This is a genomic window from Affinirhizobium straminoryzae, from assembly GCF_007004135.1.
Lineage (GTDB): Bacteria > Pseudomonadota > Alphaproteobacteria > Rhizobiales > Rhizobiaceae > Neorhizobium > Neorhizobium straminoryzae.
In genome coordinates this window covers 1-21,177 of record NZ_VJMG01000089.1, presented here as the reverse complement: position 1 = coordinate 21,177, position 21,177 = coordinate 1, and the positions used below count along the sequence as shown (strand labels likewise).

The 21,177-nt window shown below is 57.1% G+C and carries 24 protein-coding genes; 12 read left to right on the top strand and 12 right to left on the bottom strand.

The genetic code is table 11. The annotated features are described in order from the left end of the window. Positions 1-786 (top strand): IS110 family RNA-guided transposase (locus tag FNA46_RS24220; RefSeq protein ID WP_143127802.1); only part of this gene is annotated, 786 nt, incomplete at its 5' end. 185 nt (positions 787-971) lie between these two features. Here the strand turns inward: FNA46_RS24220 and tnpC are convergent. The 11 genes from tnpC to FNA46_RS24165 form a co-directional block, all read right to left on the bottom strand. After that, a complete protein-coding gene (gene tnpC, locus FNA46_RS24215; protein ID WP_246103351.1) occupies positions 972-2,075 on the bottom strand; it encodes an IS66 family transposase in 1,104 nt (367 codons plus the stop codon). 66 nt (positions 2,076-2,141) lie between these two features. After that, on the bottom strand, positions 2,142-2,489 hold the full coding sequence (gene tnpB / locus FNA46_RS24210; protein WP_081177312.1) for an IS66 family insertion sequence element accessory protein TnpB: 348 nt from the start codon (positions 2,487-2,489) through the stop codon (positions 2,142-2,144). Beyond that, entirely contained in the window at positions 2,486-2,884 is a 399-nt protein-coding gene (gene tnpA / locus FNA46_RS24205; RefSeq protein WP_143127800.1) for an IS66-like element accessory protein TnpA, read from the bottom strand. Before tnpA ends, tnpB begins: the two co-directional genes overlap by 4 nt. A 1,078-nt stretch (positions 2,885-3,962) precedes the next feature. After that, a complete protein-coding gene (locus FNA46_RS24200; protein WP_246103342.1) occupies positions 3,963-4,922 on the bottom strand; it encodes an extracellular catalytic domain type 1 short-chain-length polyhydroxyalkanoate depolymerase in 960 nt (319 codons plus the stop codon). Positions 4,923-5,146: 224 nt separating this feature from the next. Next, positions 5,147-5,392 carry a hypothetical protein gene (locus FNA46_RS24195; RefSeq protein ID WP_143127796.1) on the bottom strand — a complete coding sequence of 82 codons (246 nt, stop codon included), beginning with the start codon at positions 5,390-5,392 and terminating at the stop codon, positions 5,147-5,149. A 340-nt stretch (positions 5,393-5,732) separates the two neighbouring features. Continuing rightward, a complete protein-coding gene (locus FNA46_RS24190; RefSeq protein WP_143127794.1) occupies positions 5,733-6,761 on the bottom strand; it encodes a fatty acid desaturase in 1,029 nt (342 codons plus the stop codon). Further along, positions 6,758-6,958 (bottom strand): DUF4167 domain-containing protein, encoded by a 201-nt coding sequence (locus FNA46_RS24185; RefSeq protein WP_185969985.1) that lies wholly within the window; start codon positions 6,956-6,958, stop codon positions 6,758-6,760. Before FNA46_RS24185 ends, FNA46_RS24190 begins: the two co-directional genes overlap by 4 nt. A 360-nt stretch (positions 6,959-7,318) precedes the next feature. Beyond that, positions 7,319-8,128 carry a transglutaminase-like domain-containing protein gene (locus tag FNA46_RS24180; RefSeq protein ID WP_143127790.1) on the bottom strand — a complete coding sequence of 270 codons (810 nt, stop codon included), beginning with the start codon at positions 8,126-8,128 and terminating at the stop codon, positions 7,319-7,321. Between the two features lie 83 nt (positions 8,129-8,211). Continuing rightward, complete coding sequence (locus tag FNA46_RS24175) at positions 8,212-9,087, bottom strand: transglutaminase family protein (RefSeq protein ID WP_143127788.1); 876 nt, start codon at positions 9,085-9,087, stop codon at positions 8,212-8,214. A gap of 57 nt (positions 9,088-9,144) precedes the next feature. Beyond that, the gene (locus FNA46_RS24170) at positions 9,145-9,393 is read right to left on the bottom strand and encodes a hypothetical protein (RefSeq protein WP_143127787.1); all 249 of its coding nucleotides are present in this window, start codon (positions 9,391-9,393) and stop codon (positions 9,145-9,147) included. Positions 9,394-9,404: 11 nt separating this feature from the next. Beyond that, on the bottom strand, positions 9,405-9,635 hold the full coding sequence (locus tag FNA46_RS24165) for a hypothetical protein (protein ID WP_143127785.1): 231 nt from the start codon (positions 9,633-9,635) through the stop codon (positions 9,405-9,407). Between the two features lie 934 nt (positions 9,636-10,569). Between FNA46_RS24165 and FNA46_RS24160 the strand changes: the two genes are divergently transcribed. From FNA46_RS24160 to FNA46_RS24130, 8 genes are all read left to right on the top strand, one after another. Beyond that, on the top strand, positions 10,570-10,842 hold the full coding sequence (locus FNA46_RS24160) for a hypothetical protein (RefSeq protein ID WP_143127783.1): 273 nt from the start codon (positions 10,570-10,572) through the stop codon (positions 10,840-10,842). A 26-nt stretch (positions 10,843-10,868) separates the two neighbouring features. Further along, complete coding sequence (locus FNA46_RS26230; protein ID WP_185969984.1) at positions 10,869-11,030, top strand: hypothetical protein; 162 nt, start codon at positions 10,869-10,871, stop codon at positions 11,028-11,030. 56 nt (positions 11,031-11,086) lie between these two features. Continuing rightward, the gene (locus tag FNA46_RS26490) at positions 11,087-11,530 is read left to right on the top strand and encodes a hypothetical protein (RefSeq protein ID WP_246103340.1); all 444 of its coding nucleotides are present in this window, start codon (positions 11,087-11,089) and stop codon (positions 11,528-11,530) included. A gap of 16 nt (positions 11,531-11,546) precedes the next feature. Continuing rightward, the gene (locus FNA46_RS24150; protein ID WP_143127782.1) at positions 11,547-12,644 is read left to right on the top strand and encodes an AI-2E family transporter; all 1,098 of its coding nucleotides are present in this window, start codon (positions 11,547-11,549) and stop codon (positions 12,642-12,644) included. An 87-nt stretch (positions 12,645-12,731) separates the two neighbouring features. Next, complete coding sequence (locus tag FNA46_RS24145; RefSeq protein WP_246103338.1) at positions 12,732-13,823, top strand: sensor histidine kinase; 1,092 nt, start codon at positions 12,732-12,734, stop codon at positions 13,821-13,823. 72 nt (positions 13,824-13,895) lie between these two features. Further along, a complete protein-coding gene (locus FNA46_RS24140) occupies positions 13,896-14,183 on the top strand; it encodes a hypothetical protein (protein WP_143127780.1) in 288 nt (95 codons plus the stop codon). Next, entirely contained in the window at positions 14,183-14,449 is a 267-nt protein-coding gene (locus FNA46_RS24135) for a DUF1488 family protein (RefSeq protein ID WP_143127778.1), read from the top strand. The genes FNA46_RS24140 and FNA46_RS24135 overlap by 1 nt, the downstream gene beginning before the upstream one ends. Before the next feature lie 66 nt (positions 14,450-14,515). Further along, a complete protein-coding gene (locus FNA46_RS24130) occupies positions 14,516-14,905 on the top strand; it encodes a hypothetical protein (RefSeq protein WP_143127776.1) in 390 nt (129 codons plus the stop codon). Positions 14,906-15,073: 168 nt separating this feature from the next. Here FNA46_RS24130 and FNA46_RS24125 read toward each other — a convergent pair whose 3' ends face one another. Beyond that, positions 15,074-15,382 (bottom strand): DUF1236 domain-containing protein, encoded by a 309-nt coding sequence (locus FNA46_RS24125; RefSeq protein WP_143127775.1) that lies wholly within the window; start codon positions 15,380-15,382, stop codon positions 15,074-15,076. A gap of 704 nt (positions 15,383-16,086) precedes the next feature. Here FNA46_RS24125 and FNA46_RS24120 point away from each other — a divergent pair. The 3 genes from FNA46_RS24120 to FNA46_RS24110 form a co-directional block, all read left to right on the top strand. Continuing rightward, complete coding sequence (locus tag FNA46_RS24120) at positions 16,087-17,238, top strand: glycosyltransferase family 4 protein (protein WP_143127773.1); 1,152 nt, start codon at positions 16,087-16,089, stop codon at positions 17,236-17,238. After that, positions 17,238-19,421 (top strand): amylo-alpha-1,6-glucosidase, encoded by a 2,184-nt coding sequence (locus FNA46_RS24115; RefSeq protein ID WP_143127772.1) that lies wholly within the window; start codon positions 17,238-17,240, stop codon positions 19,419-19,421. Before FNA46_RS24120 ends, FNA46_RS24115 begins: the two co-directional genes overlap by 1 nt. A 1,474-nt stretch (positions 19,422-20,895) precedes the next feature. Beyond that, a partial coding sequence (locus tag FNA46_RS24110; protein WP_143127770.1) for a GntR family transcriptional regulator occupies positions 20,896-21,177 on the top strand: 282 nt, incomplete at its 3' end.

Sequence of the window (21,177 nt, the reverse complement as noted above, 5' to 3'; positions counted from 1 at the left end):
ACGAAACTCGGGGCTATTCATGATGCCGCTGATGCCGAAGCTATTTGCGAGGCAGTGACGCGTCCAACGATGCGATTTGTACCCATCAAGGATGAGATGCAGCAAGAAGTTCTAGTGATCCACCGCGTGAGGGAGATGCTGATCCGTCAACGGACCCAGCTCATCAACTCGATCCGAGGTCATCTCGCCGAATTCGGTATCATCGCCCCCAACCGCGCCCACAATATCGGCATTCTAACAAAGCTGATCGAGGACGAAGATTTTGAAGAGCTTCCATCGGTCGCTCGCCACGCATTGCGTTATCTTGTCGAGCAACTGAGGGAAGTGAAGTCGAAGCTGTTCCGTATCGATCAGGACCTAATCCGGGTTGTGAAGGGAAGCGATGCCTGCCGACGACTTATGACGATCCCGGGTATCGGTGTGGTGACGGCGACAGCTTTGGTATCCTCCATGAGAGAGCCATCCGACTTCAAATCTGGCCGCCATTTTGCCGCCTGGCTCGGGCTTGTCCCGAAGCAGCACTCTACCGGGGGCAAGGATAGCCTGGGAGGCATCAGTAAACGTGGCGACGGTTATCTACGGCGGCTTTTGATCCATGGTAGCCGATCTATCATGCGGTGGCGCGGTAGATCCTGGACCTGGCTTGCGAAGCTGAGGGATCGTCGTCCTGCCAATGTTGCGGCTGTCGCCGTTGCCAACAAAACCGCTCGCATTGTTTGGGCGTTGCTGAGGTTTGGCGGGACCTATGGACACCCAGGAGAGGGCGCAACAATGAGAACAGCGTAATCGCCGAATTCGATCCGGATCGGATCGATGTGGTTGCGAGGATAGAAGGCAAATGATGGCAAAGCCGGGCTAACTGGGAACCAGCAGAGCCCGTTGGGCGCATCGAACCTTGAGTTCGCGTCGCGTGATTGGGAGCTGGTTTTACGGATCAACCATCAAGGCCGTGGGTCGCAGGGTGCGGCTCGCTAGTGAGGCCGAATAGATGACCGCAGCCGCAGGTTTGCCAAATGTGCTTTTTGCCCTTGCAAAGTCGGGGGCGTCCATAGATGCGCCCAGCCGGCGGCTTCCAGGATGGTCGGTGGGCCGCCTGGCTTGTGTGGTTCGTAGAGGTCACGGAAGCCTGCATAGCCGTCGGCATGCAGCACGCCGGAGAAGGTGGCAAGATGCTGCCTGGGATGCAGTCCCTTGCGGTCCGGACTGAAGAAATAGCAGACTGCAGGTGGGATCGTGTGACCCCAGGGACGACCGTCGCGAACATAGGTCCACAACCGGCCGCTCCTGGTCTTGCCCTTGCCCGGCTCCAGTACCGGGACGGGCGTGTCGTCACCATGAAGTCGATGGCCAGCGAACACATGGTCCCGAAGCTTCACCAGCAGCGGCTCCAGCAATGTGCTGGCCTTGCCGATCCAGTCCGCCATGGTCGAGCGAGACAGATCGACGCCTTCCCGCGCGTAAATCTCGGACTGGCGATAAAGAGGTAGATGATCGCAATATTTGGCGATCAGCACATGGGCGACGAGGCCCGGTCCCGGCTTGCCGCGTTCGATGGGCAGCGACGGCATCTCGGCCTTGACCTGCGTATCGCAGCCCTTGCAGGTGAAGCGAGGCTGGACATGGCGCACGACACGGAACGAGGCCGGGACATAGTCGAGGACCTCGCTGACGCTCTCGCCAGCGCGGATGAAGTCTGAGCCGCCACAGACCGGGCATGAGCAAGTTGCCTGATGTGTCACGTCGTGGCGCGGCAGGTGATCGGGCAATGGCTGGCGGCTTGGTTTAGCTTTTGCTGCACCGGCAATCGATGGTGATGCCGGGATCATGTCTTCCGCCTCAGTCGCCTCGATATCTTCCAGCGCCAGTTCGAGCTGCTCGATGGCGCGGTCCATCTTCTCGGACGACGAGCCGAACCGCGCCCGTTTGAGAACCGCAAGCTGTGCCTTCAACTTGTCGATTAGCGTGTCGCGGGATTGAAGCTTTCGAGCCTGTTCAGCCAGTTGATCCGCCTGCGCGACGATAATGGCACGCAACGCATCGATGTCGTGAGGCAGGATCGAATGGCTCGCTTCCATGCCAAACTTTATAGCCGATTTGCTCTCAGATTGCCACTTATCTGTCTGTAAAGATTGGCATCTGCTTTACGCAACCCGTGTCGGCGCAGAGGTCCAGGCGGGTCGCCGCCAGTCAATGCCCTCCCACAGCATCGACAACTGCGCTGCCGTCAGCCGGGCCGTGCCATCGGTTGCGGAAGGCCAGGGAAAGCGGCCCTTCTCCAGGACCTTGTAGTAGAGGCAAAATCCCTGCCCATCCCAGAACAAAAGCTTGATGCGATCACCACGACGCCCTCGAAACGCGAACACCGAACCCGACGCGGGCTTCTGGCGAAGCGACGACTGCACCAGCGCCATCAGGCCGTCGATCCCCTTGCGCATGTCCGTCACACCGCAGGCGAGATAGACGCGCACATTTGCGCCTGGCGCAATCATGCGTCTTCAACCGAGCGGATCAGTGCCTTCAGGACATCAGGCTCAATGTTGGCTTCCACCTTCAAGACGCGGCCGCCCTTGCAGCCGATCTCGATCCGTATGGGCCGTGCCGAGCGCTTTGTGGTAGGCTTGTCCACTGGTGCCGGACGCTCAGCCTCGTCGCTCGATGGCGTCGCGATCAATGCGACCGGCAGGAAAGAAACCACTGGCTCAGCCTGCTCCGCTGCAAACTTCCGCCGCCAGGTGTAAATCTGCTGGGGTTTGATATCGTGCCGCCGAGCGACGTCGGCGATCCTCGCATCCGGCTCCGCCGCCTCTTGTCGTATCGAAAGCTTCTCGTCGTCGGACCAATCACGCCGACGCTCGACGCCTGTCAAAATCTCCATGCGGCCCATAGTTCATCCCTGATGACGTCTCTAATGACGGAATTAGTGACGTAACTTCAGGTGTTCGTGGGAAATCTCAAAGGCAGCTTCACCGGACGCTTACGCACAAACGTCAATCCCTGCACAACGACGCTGAGCAGCACGACGGGATAGGTTGCGGCGAGGAGGGCTATTTGTCCGGTCTCTCGGCCGGGGGAGCGCCAGAGCGGCCAATATGACGCTCCGGATCCCCGCCCAGGTGAAAAAAGGGGTATTGCGGTACGAAATCAGCTCGCTGAAGATGGGAAGATAGATTTTACAAATGATGTTTGAGAAATGCACAGGCGTCACACGCCAACGCCCTTGATCCACGCACCCTCGGATGAGTGCAACGAGCACCTTTGAAAAGGCCACATAGCCGCGTGACGCTCAACGATTCATTTTCATCTGCCACCTTCGCCTCAAGGCGCTTCCAAGATTACACTGACCTTACTGAAACGATCAATGCTCGTGCCAACATAGGTTACCCTAGCTACCACCAGAACATGTCCAACAACGCCCTATGTAAATATCTTCATAGACGTGTTTCAACGCTTTCATGAAAATCCAATCGGCAAGCCAGACTAGTGTCTTCGCCCGTCATCATTCTGGAAGAGCAACTCCTCTTCTATTTCACGGATGTGCTGTCTCCCACCGGAAAGCCGGAAGTAAGGCCCATATCGGTGCTCGGACACAATGAACACAAATGACCATTGTCGCCGTTCAAGCTCCTCAGCGAGGTGAAACAATTTTTGGATGTCAAGCTCAACGTCGAGGAGAGCACCAAGAAATCGGTCAAGGGGGATGCGATACAGATCCGTAATATCTGTGCACGTGATAAGCGTGATTCCTCCCGCTGTCCATTGCGCTCGTGTCTGAGAAGTGAGCACTCCCGGACGGCAGAACAGAGCGATCGAGCGCGTAGACACAGAAGCTGTCCTTTTTTCGAAAACCTCAAAATCTACAGAAGGTTGCGAGCGATTGCGCCTTCGATGATCTTCTGGAGCCCGTAACTGTTTACGCCCTGCGGCAACTCTTGGTCAGGCCACGACAACGAAGTCGGTTGACCTCAAACCCGCTTGTCGAAAGGGGGGATCAGCCCCCAGGAGCATGCGGAGTAAAGCGTTGACGACAGACCGACGTCAAGCATGTAGGGCGCACTTGTGCCATAACCGTCGGCACCATCGACAGGCGTGCCATGTCCCATTCCGGCAACGGTGATGAGTTCGATGACGACCGTGCCGTGCCGGTTCTTCCAGGATGAAACGCTGTGGCCCTCCCGCGTCTCGACCGCTGCTTCTTTGGAGACAATATCGTGCACAGCCTGCCATTGTGTGACGACAGCGTCTCCGTTTGAGGGCACGACCGTCCTATCCTGCAGTCCATGCCAGACGGAGATCGTCGGCCAGGGTCCTTGATGGCGAGATGCCAGACGAAGTTGGTCCTGTAGCTTTGTCACGTTCGGGAGACCGTGACCACGCATGCGGTCAAAGGCTTCAGGTACCGAACTGGCACATCCATAAGCGAGGCCGGCGATAACAGAGCCGCCTGCGAACAGTTCCGGATAGGTCGCAAGCATGACGTTCGCCATTGCGCCTCCGGCTGAAAGGCCAGTCACGAAGATCCGCGCAGGATCGATGTTATGACGCTCCATAGCGGTGTCTACCATCTGCCGGATGGAAAGTGCCTCTCCCCGGTCGCGACGCATGTGATCGGGTACGAACCAGTTGAAGCAAGTATTGGAATTGTTCTGCCTCGTTTGCTGGGGATAAAGAACCACAAAGCCGTATTCTTCGGCCAGACGCGACCACCCTGATCCATGGTCATAGGCCGCGGCGTTTTGAGTACATCCGTGAAGGACTACCACCATTGCGGGACGTTCGGCCCGTCCCGCCGGGACGTGAATCTTGGCATCCAGGCCGCCCGGATTGGAACCAAACGGTCCGAGGTTCACCAGTGGCGTTGGCGAAGAGGGCAAGTGGGGCTGTATGACGCGCAGTTTCGAAAGGCGGGCCAGGGTATCGGACATTGATCGCATTCCATAATCCTTTGCGTATGTCGCCGCCTTAACGCGCCGCAGTCCCTAACGCGTCATCTTGGCCAGTGCTGCTGCGCCGCACAAATATTGTGGTTGGCTTGTCTGCTCGATCAAGTCGCCTGAGATCTGAAAGACCGTATTCTAAGGGTGATGAACTATCTTGCGGATGGGCACAGCGCGTTGGTTGTTGGGTGATGATTGACGACCACTCCTCCTCAACCGTCGCCCCCATCTTTGGCGAGAGCGGTTTCCAGATCGTCAAGGGTCACCTTGATCGCTTCCGTGACGCCGCCGCGTGTGAGCATCAAATTCATCGTCCGGTGGTAAGCTTCCCACATCACGTTCAACGGTTCTTCGGTGATGTGGACTTCGAAGACACCCGGCGCGTGCTCGCGCTCCATTCCTGGCAGCAGAAAACTGTTGCGAAAGGTTACCATTTCCACGCGTGTGCCAACGGTCATGACACTGCTCCCTTCAGGTTTAACGCTAAGGTGTTCAGTTGAATGGCTGCTTTCGCCGCAAGGCAGGAAGCTGCCGGGACCGATAGGTGCTCCCAAGTTGCAAGCATTGCCGCCAAGGCGTGGTGACGCAGAGTGGACGGGCGTTGCGCGAGAAAGATAGGCACCGCAAGTGGGGCTCCATACCCATCTGGCGCACGGTTGCCCCCGTGAGGAATGCAGGCTCTATACGGGGTCACCGCTCTTTCGGACAACTTCTGGCCTTCGCTTGAACCGGCTACATCATTGATTGGATCGTCCATGACAATGTCCTCTTCAGTGCGGGTGGCGTTTTCGGCATGCTTTAACGAAGGCCTTCGGTCGCCTTCAGCGAGACCAGTTTTTGTGTCTTCTCGTCCCAGAGGATGAGCTTTATGCAACCGAGGCTGTCGCGAAGGCTGATGCGGCCAAAGTTCGCGAGTTCGGGATAGTCGCGAAGAACCTCGGGCAGACGATAAGACGGCACCTTGCTTGAGAGATGGTGAATGTGATGCATCCCGATATTGCCGGTCATCCATCGCAGCGGAGCCGGTAAGTCATAGTAAGAAGCACTGTGCATCGCAGCAAATGGGAAAGTCCAATCCGGCGGCCTTGACCAATAGGTGTCCTCGAACTGGTGCTGAACGTAGAAAAGCCAGACGCCGGCTGACCCCGCCAGCAGCACGATCGGCAGATGAACGATGAGGAAGGGCAGGATCCCGATTGCCCAGATAAGGACGAGAGCGATGGCCGCGACCGCTGCATTGGTTGCCATGGTCGAAACCCAGGGCAAGGCGCCCGCACGCATCATGCCGAATGGAAGCCTTTGCTTGAATAGAAACAGGAAGGCCGGACCGATGCCGAACATCACCAACGGGTGCCGGTAAAGGCGGTAACCAAACCTGCCACGCGAACTCAGTGCCTCATATTCGGCGACGGTCAACGTGGTGATATCGCCGACGCCGCGCTGATTGAGATTACCGGCCGAGGCATGATGCGCCGCATGCGCGCGCCTCCAATAGTCGTAGGGTGTCAGCGTGAGAATGCCGATCACACGGCCAGTCCAGTCGTCCCAGAGACGGCGCCCGAAAAAAGAGCCGTGCCCGCAATCATGCTGCAGCATGAACAGCCGCAACAGGAAGCCAGCCGCTGGAACGATCAGCAGGAGGCCGATCCAGTAGCCGAAATGCAATGACGCCCAGGCCGCTGTCCAGAAGAATACGAACGGCACAAGAGTGACGATCAGTTCGTAGACGCTACGCGTTACGCTCGGTACACGATAGACAGAAAGAACTTTCAGCCAAGCCTTTTCAGCGGCATCGTGAGGTGCAGCTGCCAATGGAACGACGCTCATTGCCTACCACCGCCATTTTGCTCCGACGCACTGCGAAAGAAGTGTTCGGCATGCTGAAATTCGCTTTCGGCGCCGATCCGGTCGCCCGCAGACAGCTTCATTGCGGCAAAATGCAGATGCTGCTTATGTTTGTCGAGCAGGCGCTCGCGCGCAGTACCCGCTTTGAGGCCGGCGGACCGGCTAGATCTGTTGTTCATGATTGTTAGGGCCTTGCGCCCACTCCTTGCGTCTGACATGGGCAGTCTCAATCGATCTGCTCGGCAACAATCTTGCGCAGTTCCTGGCGACTGAGGCCGACCACCACCGCCATCGGCCTGGCCGCTGTTGGAGATGGTGAGGCCTGGACGTTCGAGACGGTGAATGTATATGGATATTAAAGGGTTGGCATGAGTATCCACGCGCAGGAGTCGGACTCGACTGCGGCATTTTGGAACCGCTGAAGGAATGTGAGCACGTCGGCGATCCGAACGGAATGCTCAAAAGGTCTCGGACAACATGTCCGAACATTCACTATCTTTAGCGCAACATTGTGGCAGCATCGCGTTCACGGGACGATGTCAGGCATCCTTCTGCTCCGTTGTCACCTCGAAGTGCACAAGTTTCGCCGGGCCAAATGCGGTGGACATGGCCACGTCCGTTGCATCCCTGCCGGTTGCCATCAGAACACGTCCGATTCTCGGTGTGTTGTGGCGCGCATCGACGGTGTACCAGCGGCCGCTCAAAAACACCTCGAACCAAGCGCTGAAGTCCATCGGGTTTGGGTCTGTCGGCACGCCGATGTCCCCTAGATAGCCGGTGCAATAGCGGGCCGGCACATTCATGCATCGGCACAAGGTGATGGCGAGGTGCGCATAGTCTCGACACACACCCGCCCTGTCCTGCCAACCGCCAAAGGCCGTTCTAGTCGGATCAGCTTTCGAATAGTCGAACACGATCCGGTCGTGTGCATAATCGAGGATTGATTTCACGCGATCCCAGCCGGGCCTCGTATGGGAAAAGGTCTCCCAGGCGAAATCCGCCAAGCGGTCGGTGTCACAGTAACGGCTCCCCAGAAGATAAACGAGAACATGATCGGGTAGATCATTGATATCGTGTTGAACGGCGTTGACGGGGACAGAATCCGGTTGACCATCGTCATAGATCTGAAACCCGGTGCTGATCGTTGTAACGCCCTGCGGGGCAACGATACGGCTGCACGCATTGCCGAAGCCATCTATATATTCCCACGCCCTGATCGGGCGATCAAAGGAAATCGTCTGATCCCCGAGCAAATCCCCGCGCCGGCTGGGATGAAGGTTCAGGACCAGCAACATGGGTGTATCCTGCTTGCATTCATAGCCAATCCGGAAGCCGGCACGTATTTTCATAAAGAATTCCTTTCTCGGGGGCGACGCAATCCACCAACGGTTGTGGATGCAGAGTGTTCCGTGCGGCCATCTCAGCAGTGCATTTATTCGCAGGTCGTCACATTCACCTGAACATTCATGTCAATTAGATTCCCTTCGGCCCCGTCGAAACTGCCGGAGAGCGGAACCGCCTGCTTCGGGTCACGAGCAACGCCAACCCGGATCAGTTCCCGGTTTCCAACGATGCCATTCGTCGGATCAAACTCCACCCAACCTGCACCAGGGAGATAGACTTGGCACCAGGCATGGGTTGCCCCACCCCCCAGATTCGGATTGCCATCGCGGTCGGGAACATAGATATAGCCCGTGACAAAGCGAGCCGCCAAACCCAGCGAGCGCACCGCCTCCATCATCAACAGTGCGAAGTCTCGGCACGTTCCGCTGCGAAGCCATAAAGTCTCCACCGGAGTTTGAATGCCGCGGCTTTCACGGCGTCGATAGGAAAAGCTTTCCCGAATGGCATAACACAAGGTCATCAGCACATTGCCGGTTCGGGCAGGACCTGCGACGGGAACAAATTGCCGAGCCCAGGGAGCGACAGCGTTATCAGGGTCGGGGTAATGGCGCTCGACGGTTCGTCCCAGATCAATGATTTCGTCATCATCATAGCTGAACGGATAGCCACGCACATCCGTGTGCATTTCCAGGTCAAGCGGGACATGGACCGTATGATCGAGCTTTATACGCGTTTCGATCACCAATTCGAACGAGGACGCTTCAATGTCGACCAAGGCGATACAATTGCCGAAGACATCGTAGATCCAACGGACGGACGACGGGGGAGGACTTGTCTGAAGAGAACATGCGAGGAGAGTTTGGTCAAAGCTGTCCCGCGGACGGAACATGAGACGGTGACGTCCGAACGTCACGGGATGCGTGTACTGGTACTGCGTGCGGTGCTTCACCGAATAAAGCGTCATGACGTCTGCGCCTTCATTGTCGCAAGGAGATCCGTCGGCGGGGCGTCACGATCGACGTTACGTTTCTTTTCGGGGAAGCGGATAATGGACCGCATCATACAGAGAACGAATTTCGTTGCTTTCGAAACGCGTGTCGCCGATTTCGAGGACCGCTCCCCGAAGCTGGGAACAGGGCAGTTCTTCAATAGCGAACCGAAGGGCCTCTGCGGTATTGTCGAACCGCTTATAACGGGGACCGCTGGTGCTCCCGCCCACGCGCCTGCCCGCGAAAAAGCCTGCAGGCGACGAATAGTCGATCTGTATCATGGTTCATCCTCTCAAAGGCGTGCGGGATCAAGGCCGGCAATGCCGGCTCCGGGCTGGCCAATCGGGCAGGTTGCGCTCTCATGGCGGTCGAGAGCGGAAAAGCTCGTAAGGCCAATGATGCGCAGCCGTCCGCAACGCTCGGAAATATCCGCCGAAACGGCAGGAAGGTTGTCGCTATACTCACGTCGGCCGATCCTCACGAGATTACGCGACATGGAGGCGGGATAGAATTCTGCACGCATTGCCTTGCTCCTTCTTCATCGAGGCGCCGGCCATGAATGCAACTGTGCGAGACAAGAGCGACGAGAGGAACTGCGGGTAGGACGCGCGCAGTCGACGCGTTTCGGGACGGTTGGGCGGTACGATCCGGCATCACACGAGGCAGAACGCGCTCCGGCCACTATTTCTTTTTGGAACGAGCCACCGGTTCGGAATTCGCCAGAGCTTCCTTTTCCAGACGCAATTGGCGCAGACGAGCCGTCTGATCGGTTACGGCAGCCTTCTCCCCGGCCGAAAGTTTAAACCGAGCAGCGTGAGGACCGTTTGACATTGACATGAAACATCCTTACATGATTTATAATTTAATTTCCGAATTCTATCATGCCTACAACGCATTATATAATTCGGAAAAATTCTGCATTATTTCGTTTTATCATATCCTGTAAATAGGATTAATTTTCATATTTGCAATTGATTAAATATATTAATATTGTTCTGCGTAGGGAAAAATTACAGTCCCACATAAAACAGACTGGATAAGAACCCGCTTTCGGTCCGGACGGCCGCGTTGCGACCAACAAATTCACGAGCCACAGGCTGTTATCGCCTGCGGATGGGTCCACCCTCTCAACGCATCACACGGCACTTGAAAGTCCGGAGCCGGGTGCCATATCCGAAGTGAGAGAGCAAGGCGTGCTGCAGTCGGCCATACGTAACCGGCTACGATCCGACATTCCGTCCCAGTTGATGCTCTCATTACAGGTTTCGCCCCGCACTCTCTCGACGCACATCGGTCGGCCGTATCCATAGCTTGCCAGATCCGAGTCTGATCGAGACGCAGGCTTTCGATTGTCAACCATCTCGATAGATAGACGGGCCATGCCGGCGAAAGACGCCGGCTAGCGCATTCTATCGGGATCACACACGAGCGCTCATTCGCTCAGGGGATGCTTCATTATGCCGACAGACAAGCAACCGATCGACGACATTGGCGCGACCGAAAAAATCACCCGGCGCGTGTTAAAGCGCAGCAACTACTCGACGGCCGACCTTGGCGCCGTTGCAGGTCCCGATCACGGCGGTGAACTCGCAATCATTGAACGCATCCAAACCGGCATGATCATGAGCGAGATCTATCCGATCTCGAAACGGCGCAAAGCGCATTCCGACAAAGTGGCACTCCGACGATGGGAGAACGAGGGCGGCAGCATGGATGAAGGCGAGCAGTAAGGCATCGCAATCTACGGAGACGAGGCATGTCAAAGACAGATAACGTGGTGATTCTGGCGGTAGTCAGAAAAATGCGGGAGCCGGCGTTTGGCGAACGGCTGAATGTGATCGAACTGCCCCCCACGCAAATCAAGGCGAAGAAACCAGATACCGATCCCCCCGAGCAACCGGTGCCTGCGGGGTACTGAGATGCATTTCCAAAACCAACCAGGACCCCAAACCCCTATCCAGGGAGGATATGCCGATGAGCGAATGGCGTAAATTTGCAGCCAGTTCCAATGGGGATCGATGGCTGTTGGGACGAGATCCGGCAACGGACAATCCTCTGGTGCTTCACCGGGCCAACCCGTCTTCCGGTGGATACGAAACGCGCACCCCGATTGACGCTTTTCTGGCGCAGCGTATCGGAACGCCCGAGCGCGATGCCCTGCTGGGCATGCTCGGCAAGGATAAGGCGGCAGAGGCGAACCCTTCAGACGCGAAAACACCGTCCGCGAAGCTCGCGGCAGAGTATCTGCGGCTTGGCGGAACGCGACGGGCCAAGATCGACGACAACATCGTCAATACCCGCAAGTGGGAGAACGAGCCGTCTGCCGCAAACGACTTCTGGATGAAGCACATCGAGCCCATGGACGACCGACAGCGACGAGATGTCGAAATCGAGTTGCCATCCATCAGCGATGACTGAACAAGCAACGGCCTCCATGTCCATCCAAAGAACAAGTTTTTACGTCCTTTTGACGCTCGTGACGATTTCCTTTGTATGGCTTATTTTGCCCTATTACACCGCCATCCTCTGGGCGGTCATCTTGGCCATCATCTTTTTCCCCATCCACGTCCGGCTTGAGAGGCGGATGAAAGGCCGCAAAAACATCGCGGCCTTCCTGACAGTTCTGTTATGCGTGCTCCTGGTCATTTTGCCTGCCATGATTGTTTTGGCCTCACTGATCCAGGAGGGGACCAATCTTTACCAGCGCATGAGCAACAACGAGATTGATCTCAACAGTTATCTCAATCAGATCGAGCAGGCCCTGCCACCGTCGCTCGAAGACTGGCTGGCCTCCCTCAAGCTCGGAGGCGCCGCGCAAATGCGGGAAAAGATTTCCTCGGGCATAATGCAAGCAGGACAATCCATCGCCGGCAGCGTCCTGAGCTTTAGCCAGAATACCGCTCATGTGTTTGTCAGCATCGGGCTCATGCTCTACCTGCTGTTCTTCCTGTTCAGGGATGGAGCAAGCCTTGCCGGGACGCTTCGTCAGACAACGCCCCTGAGTGACACCTATACGCGGAAATTCCTGGACAAATTTGCGGAAGTGGCGCGCGCAACGGTCAAAGGCAACGTTATCATAGCCATTATCCAGGGGACTATCGGAGGGCTGACATTCTGGATAATCGGGATGGAGGCGGCACTGCTTTGGGCCGTCATCATGACTCTGCTATCGATGTTGCCGGCCATCGGTGCAGCGCTGGTCTGGGGACCGGCGGCGATCTGGATGTTTCTCATCGGCGCGTGGATGAAGGGGGGCGTCCTCGTCTTCGTTGGTGTCGTGTTCATCGGTCTGGTCGACAACCTGCTGCGCCCGCCCCTCGTCGGGAAAGGTACCCGCCTGCCCGATTACATCATTCTGATTTCAACTCTGGGCGGCATTTCCCTGTTCGGGTTGAGTGGCTTCGTGATCGGCCCCCTCATTGCAGCTCTCTTTGTCTCGGCCTGGTCACTCTTCACGCAACAGCAGCAGGACGAGGGTGTGAAGCCGCAGCATGCGGCATATGCGCAGGAGAAGGCCGCGCCTTTCCATTAGGCGGAGCAACAAATCCCATATACGGTCAGCACGTCTGGATTGCTGAGAGAGCCGGGACAGCTCGGAATAACGGCAGGAGCGGCGACCGTGAAGCAATTTGGGACTATGCGCGATTCAAACATGCTCGCGCGGGCGATCGTGGAGACCATGCCCCAACCCTTCGTCGTTCTGGACGAAGACCTTTGCGTCGTCGCTGCCAACAGCAGTTTTTATGAGACTTTCGACATCAATTCCGCTCATCCCTATCCCAAATCCCTGCTGGATCTGGGAAACGGCGATTGGAACAGGCCTGCCATACGCCAGGCCCTCGCGGCAGCCGTGTCTCAGCGCATCATGATGGAGGGCGTGGAGTTTGAGCAGGATCTTGGACGGTTCGGCAAGCGGATCTTTTCGATTACGTCCAGGCTTCTCAATATCCGCTCTGCCAATAAGCCCAACACCCTGCTGGCATTTGCCGATGTGACGGAGATCCGGCAGATCGCGGTCGACAAGCAACAACTCCTTGAAAAGGCTGAGAAGCTTCTGGCTCAGCAACGTGTGCTGTTGCAGGAAATGCAACATCGGATCGGCAACAGCCTGCAGATCATCGCCAGTATCCTGATGCTGAAAGCGCGTGCCGTCAGCTCGGACGAGACACGCCGGGTTCTTGAAGACGCCCGTCAGCGCGTGGTGTCGGTCGCAACTGTGCAGAACTATCTGCACCTCGATGCGGGGATGGACGAGATTGATGTGTCTTCGTACCTGACAAAGCTGTGCAAGGGACTGGCAAGTTCGATCGTGCTCGACAGTGCGCCGGTCACATTGGAAGTCTCGGCGAGTGAAACCCGGATATCCTCGCAAGAGGCCGTCAGCCTCGGCCTGATCGTCACCGAACTGGTCATCAACGCGATCAAATATGCCTTCCCTGTCCCCAAGCCTGACGCGAAGGTTATCATCAACTACAGAGCGCATCTGACCGAATGGCATTTGACTGTCAGCGATAATGGCGTTGGACAGATAGCCAAGCCCCCTGGAGACATTTCCGGTGCGGGTCTTGGCTCCCTGATCATTGATGCCCTGGCCAAACGACTGGACGCATCCGTCTCCACCATCTCAAGCGCTGCGGGCATGAGCGTGTCAATTACACAGGCGGGATCGACGAGCCCACTTGTAAACGGTGCTGGACCGCACGACATGTAAGGGGATAGCAGCTCGTTTTACGGGCGCTGCGATTGAGGATTGACGTTCCTCGCCCCAACGAAGGAGGACGACATGTCTTCCACTCACCTACAAGAGCACCTCGATCCCTCCGATTTTGCGATGATCAGGGATGTCCTGAGAGCCGGTGGTTTCAGAGGCGTTGAAGCTACGGCAAACTCCGATGCAAAAAAGGCGGCATCGGTCTTTCTGAAGACCGAGTTCCGTAACGGGAAGAGAACCCGGGAAACACTGCTCCTAGCCCTCCAGAGCAAGCGCGTCGACCTTCACAAGGGTTTGCCCGTCGCCATCTCACGCAAGAGCGAAGCCATCGACAGATGGCAGGACGAAGGAGGCCAGTGATGGCGCTTTCCTTTCCCAACTCCAGCCGAAGCTACGATGAAACGCATTCCCGCATCCGATTTCTCGGCTATGACGGTATGTTCGAGGTGAGGTTTTACGTGCCCGCTGAAGTGCTTACGGCCGGGCTCTCGCACTGGACGGCGAGCGAAAGCGATTATCTCGCCTCGTTCGACGCGCTGCGTTCAAAAATTCTCGATGCAGCCAAAAGCGCCTACAAATCCCGCCCAAACAGATCCATCACATTGGCTCTCGAACACTTCAAGTGACGTGTGACGCGCAAGACGCTCCGCCAGGAGGCGCAGCCGAGAATGAACGCGAACAGGAGAATTCGCATGGTCATGGAAAAAGGAAAAGCCACGATGTTCGAGCGTCTGGACAACTACCGGCCCTCGAAGACCATCCTTGTCTGGGCTTGCGGCATGACGGCCGTAGCCACGATGGTCGCCGGATTTGGCTGGGGAGGGTGGATGACGGGAAGCAGCGCCGTGAGAGCGGCGACGGCTGCAAGCGAAGCGGCGAACCTGCAGCTTGCATCCGCTGTTTGTGTCGAGCGGTTCAACGCTGCACCGGATTCGGCAAAACGGCTGATCGAATTCAACGCTCTCCCGGACCGGTACAAGAAGCGACAGTTCATTGAAGCCGGCGGCTGGGCAACAATGCCGGGCCAGACCTCAGCGGATGGTGGCGTGGCAGAAGGGTGCAGCACAGCCCTTTCGGCATGAAGCAGAGGATGGGCGCCTGGGGCGCGCCCGCGACAGCAATTGCAGTCAATGTGCAGGCCTGCCACCGCCACCTCTGCCGGAAAAATGTCGCGGTCGCCGCAACGCTTCGTCCCTATAAGTGGTGGCAAGGCCGAGTTATGGTAGATGCGAAGCCTCAGGTGTCTTTGATCAGTCGACCACCTGGATGACGACACGCGTTCTCGCATCGACGATCAGGCGTATCTGGTTTACGAACACAAAGGCGTAATCAGGGCTGTCTGGTATCGGCAAGAGCAAGAGGTTCGCCGGAATCGTATGACCGACCTTGAGGGTCTCCGTCATTTGAACCGGGTTTGGCGGCGCAGGCTGACTGGCGACATAGGCAACGGCCAGATCGGTCGGTGGCCGTGGCGTTGGCACCACATCGGCGGCCGTTCCCGCAAAGACAGTCTGCGCGGATATCACAATCGCCAGGGTGGCGAACAACAATTTGATCATCGAACTCTTCCAAGGACATTGACTGGCTGCGGGGCGGACGAAGTTCCCCCGGGAGCTGGATTATTCCAGATCCGACTTGCGTCAGCGGTCAGCAAAGGAGCGCCACGCAGCGGCAGGGCGAAAGATCGAGACTACAGCCTGAACTTGCTGGTCGCGGAATCGACCTCCAGGCGCATGGCGTTGAGAGAGCCTCTGATCACGCGAATATCGGCACTGAGGGCAGCAGGGGCCTCTTGGTTCTCCCAATACAAAAGCGTGTCGTGCCAGCCTCTGGTATTTTCCAATAAGCCCCGCGCGCTCTGCATTTCGTGCAAGCTCGACAAGGTCATTCGCCTCGGCCCCCCATACGGGAAGTGCTTCACGAAGCCTGAGAATCTGTTTGTGAATGTCGGTGATTTGATCGTTTTCCGTCTACTTTAGATGGACATGATTTTACAACAATCAACTTTTGGTTTTTCACGTTCACGTGTTCAGTTGCGATGGTTTCGCTGATGCGGCGGACGTGATCGCAAAGCCGCGGAGCCCCCCCAAAAAAACAACCGAAAGTCGTGTAAATGCCGCGCAGCACTGGCCAAATCCGTATGGCACTCCATATACAATCCTTCGCTGTTCTTGTGCCTTAGCAACGCCCTCGTGAGCGGATGCCGGCGGTCCCTACGAAGCCTCGTGCTGGACAGACGCTTGGCACAACAGAGAAACTTCAAATGCGTATCGCACAAGTCGCACCCCTGGCGGAATCCGTTCCGCCGAAGCTTTATGGCGGCACGGAACGTGTCGTCTCCTGGTTGACGGAAGAGCTCGTCGAGCAGGGCCACGATGTCACGCTCTTTGCCAGCGGAGATTCTGAGACGTCTGCTGAACTCGTGCAGGCGGTTCCTCAGGGGTTGAGATTGGGAGGTATCCGGGATCACACGGCAAGCCTCCTGGTCATGCTGGAGGAGGTTCGCCGGCGGGCTTCGTCCTTCGACGTCATCCACTTCCACGTCGATCTGCTCCAGTTTCCAGCGTTTCGAGCCTCCTCCGTTCCTTGTCTGACCACGCTGCATGGCAGATTGGATCTGCCGGATTTTCATCCCGTCTATCGTGCGTTCCCGGAAATGCCGCTCATTTCGATTTCGCAAAATCAGCGTCTGCCGCTTCCCAGCGCCAACTGGCTGGCCAACATTCACCATGGCCTTCCTGCCGGTCCAACGCCCTTCAGTGCCCCGAAGCGCGATTATCTCGCCTTCTTGGGGCGCGTTGCCCCGGAAAAACGCCCGGATCGGGCGATCGAAATTGCAAAGCGGACAGGGATACCCCTTAGAATCGCGGCGAAAGTCGATCCAGCCGACCAAGACTACTTCGACCATGTCATCCGCCCGCAACTTGATCACCCCCTGATCGACTTCATCGGCGAGATCGGTGACCACGAGAAGCGCGACTTTCTCGGAAACGCCATCGCTCTGCTGTTTCCCATCGACTGGCCGGAGCCGTTCGGACTGGTGATGATCGAGGCCATGCGAGAAGGAACGCCGACGATTGCCTGGCGCCGCGGCTCGGTTCCAGAGGTCATGGACGAGGGCGTGACGGGCTTTATCGTGGACTCGATCGATGAGGCCGTAAAGGCAGTTCGAAAGGCAGTCGGTCTTGATAGAACGGCAGTCCGTCAAAGGTTCGAGGAACGCTTCACCGCCGCACGGATGGCATCGGACTATGTCGCGGAATACACAGGTCTATCGGATGTGCCGGTGAGGATGGGACCTCAACGTCGTCAGCTTGCCGATATTGCTCCGGCACCCTTGGTGCAGGTCGTGGCAGCGACAAACCTTTCCGGCGACCGCCCTGGCTTTGCATCCCCCGTTCACGGGCCGGTCTGATGGGATCCCCTGTTGATCCCCCGTTCGAAGTATCGGAAAACCTGGACGCCATTCGCTACGATCTTGAAGTTGAGACCTCCCTGGTCGGCTGGTCGCTACAGAAACTGAAGGATGGGGATACTTTCGCAGTCCTGAACAGCCATGGAGATATTGCCGGCCACAATACCGTGGAGGGCTTGTTTCATCGCGATACGAGATTTCTGTCTCAGTTGGAGCTTCGGTTTCAGGGGCGCAAGCTCCTGCTGCTGAATTCCTCCAATCACGACGACAAGGCTGCACTGTCCGTCGATCTCACAAATCCTGATATCGAAGATGGTGCCGCGGCACTGCCCCGGGAGACCATCTTCTTCGAACGCACGAAGTTTCTCTACAAGGGAGTGTTTTACGAGCGTCTTAGCGTGCGGAACTTCACGCCGATCGACCGCCGCTTGACCATCGATTACACCTTCAGCGCGGATTTTCGCGACCTGTTCGAGGTTCGCGGGATGACGCGGGCAAAACGGGGGCACGGAACGTCCGATGTGGTAACCGCCAACACGGTCGAATTTCGCTATCTGGGTCTGGATGAGGTGGAGCGCCGCACGCGGATTGCTTTCACGCCTGTTCCCGAACGTCTGGAGACAGACCGGTCGACGCTGGAGCTGACACTTGCGCCGGGCGAAAAGAAGTCGATCTTCCTGACCGTCGCCTGTGAGGAGGGCGAGTCCACGCCGTTGCTGGAGTTCTTCAGCGCCTACCGTGAAAGCCGCCGCGCCAGACGCGTCCAGACGCGGAGCATCGCCACGGTGCAAAGCTCGAGCGACCTTTTCAATGAAGTTGCCTGCCGTGCCACCTCCGACGTCTATATGCTGGTCACGCCGACTGACTCCGGCCCCTATCCTTATGCGGGAATTCCCTGGTTCAGCACGATTTTCGGACGCGATGGGATTTTTACGGCCATGTTCATGCTGTGGATGGACCCGTCGATCGCACGCGGCGTTCTGCGCACCTTGGCGGCGATGCAATCCCGCGAAACAGATCCCCGCGCTGACGCGCAGCCGGGCAAGATCCTTCACGAGGTGCGCCATGGCGAAATGGCCAATCTTGGTGAAGTGCCATTCGGCCGCTACTATGGCAGCGTCGATTCAACGCCGCTCTTCGTGATGCTGACAGGAATGTATCTGGACGCCACCGGTGACCTTGGGACCATTGCCGAGATCTGGCCGAACATCGACGCAGCGTTGCGCTGGATCGATGAGTATGGCGACCGAGACGGAGACGGCTTTGTCGAGTACCAGGCGGAAAGCAATGGCAGCCTGAAAAACCAGGGCTGGAAGGATTCCCACGACTCCATCTTCCACGAAGACGGAACGGACGCGACAGGATCCATCGCCCTGTGCGAGGTGCAAGCTTATGTCTTTGCAGCCAAGCGTGCAGCCGCCCGAATGGCCGAACGACTCGGGCATCACCAGCGGGCCGCCGATCTGATAGCCGCCGCCCAACACCTGCGCCTTCGCTTCGAATCCGAATTCTGGGATGAGGGCCTCGGAACCTACGTTCTGGCGCTCGACGGCATGAAGCGCCCGTGTCGCGTGCGAAGTTCCAACGCAGGCCATGCCCTGTTTGCAGGCGTTACGTCGCCCGAAAGGGCGGCACGCGTCGCGGCAACCCTGTTGAGCAAGGAAGGCTACAGCGGCTGGGGCATCCGGACCCTTGCCCAGGGCGAAGCACGCTACAATCCCATGTCTTACCACAACGGCTCGATATGGCCGCACGACAACGCCGCGATTGCGATCGGGCTTGCGCGCTACAACCTTAAACAAGAGGCGGCGCGGGTGTTCACAGGTCTGTTTGATGCGGCAAAGGAGCAGGAGATGCGACGTCTGCCCGAGTTGTTCTGCGGTTTCATCCGGCGGCCCGGTCGAGGACCAACCCCTTATCCGGTCGCGTGTTCACCACAGGCCTGGGCCGCCTCTGCGCTGTTCGGCGTTCTGGGTGCCTGCCTCGGCCTTGAGCAGGCTCATACTAAAAATGAGATCCGTTTCCGCGATCCGATCATGCCCGCATTCCTGGATGAGATTGTGTTGCGCAATATCAAGCTCGGCTCATCGTATGCCGATTTCCGGATGCATCGCTACGGCACTGACGTTGCCACAAATGTTCTGGGACGAAATGGCAACGCCAAGATCCTTATCGTAAAGTAGCATTCTCTTACACACTGATCATCGTCAATGGCGTGCTACAAATTCTGGGCGAAGACCATCTCCTGAATTTGAACCATATCGCGCCCAACAAATCCGTAAAATGTTCCATGTCAGGTTGGCTCCCGTCATTGAATTTAGATATCGCGCTTCTTGCTAATCATTGTTTTCCGTACATAGAATCGGGACTTTAATATTTCATCGGTCGGTTGATTTTGCGTTTGAACGTGCATAAACGCCCGCTTTGACAGCAGTTCATCCAAGATAATCCTCCGGCCCGTGCTTTGCTATGCCCATTGGGGTATACGTGCTGAGACAGCATCCGTGAGACATATTCAGTGTGTCATTTGGACGATCTTCGCGTTTTGAGACGCGGCGTCCCGAGCGTCTAGAAGTAAATGAGACGAAATTGGGCAAGAGCAGCCCTAGGCGGGTAGGGGCGGCTAAACTGCAAGCTGATCAGGAGATTCTAGCACAAACCGTCTTGAAACTATCCATGATTTTGTAGATTTTCCAGTAGCTTAACAAAAATCAGATAACCAGAATTATGGAATTTTATCACAGATTTTGGCTTTAGACGCCCTTTGGCGCAGCAGCATTGGGCAGGCCTAACGCTGCTGCGGAAGCCTGGTTATAAGATCGACATAATACAGCGCAGCCATACGGCTCGCCCAACGCTTCACCCTCGGCTCGTCAACGAGAGCTTCGGTCAACATCATTTCGGTGGCCGAGAGCATGAGGTCTGTCATGAGTTCGAGCCCTCCCAGAAGCTCTGCATGATCAAGACCCGGATAGCGTGACTCGATGATCTCCGCGAGATGGTTGGCTACCCGACCGTGGGACTGGGACCTGATCTTCTGCAACATCAGCACCGCGCGCATAGCTCGTGGCACCCAGGGGCGGGTAAGGTGCACTCTCCCCGGCCCCCAGTTCCAAACATGCCGACCTAGCAGATCATAGCCCTTGATGACTCATCTCAGGGCATGACCGATCCGGTGAGTTCCATCGTTGCAAAAAGCCTCGCGAGAGGATTTGCAACTTTTTCGAGCGCATCGCCTCTAATCTCAACCGAGTCACCCATATTCTGAGAGCCACGAATGCTGCCTCGTCTGCATTCGGCATGTCTGGGTTCATCCGCCTTGCCTTACACCGTTTGCAATGGATGCGGCCCCTCTTTCTTGAGGATTGGGGTGGCGTTCCGATGTGATGGGATCAGGTCGTTTGGGCCAAACTGTTCGCGCCAGGAGGACAAGGGCGCGCCACGGTCGCTATCGCATCCGGCCAAACCCTTCGGCAACACCCCTGAACCTCAAATCCATCGCCCGAGAAGGCCCGATCGGGCGGTTCCACCTCCGGGGATTTTTATCTGCCACACCTCCACAAACGGAATATTTCTTTCCGCCTTTCGCGAAATGGAGGCAAATATGGTCTTCAAGTTACACGATAGAGATGTCAAATTTAAGAACTGAGAGGTCAGATGCTAGATAAGGATGCCTACACTTCGCCTTTGCCGATCGACGGCAAGGGAGACTTGGCTGAAAAAACATTGCGGAGGGCGATCGTCAGCTGCGTTTTGCAGCCGGGCGAACGGCTTTCGGAAGCATCGTTGGTGCAGGAGTTCGCACTGGGGCGAGGTGCTGTGCGGGCAGCACTTGCGCAGCTAAAAGCGAGCGGGCTGGTGTCCTCGTCACCGCGCAGTGGCTGGGTGGTGGCCCCTGTTTCTGCGAGTGAAATTCGCGAGCTGTGTGCGGCACGCCGA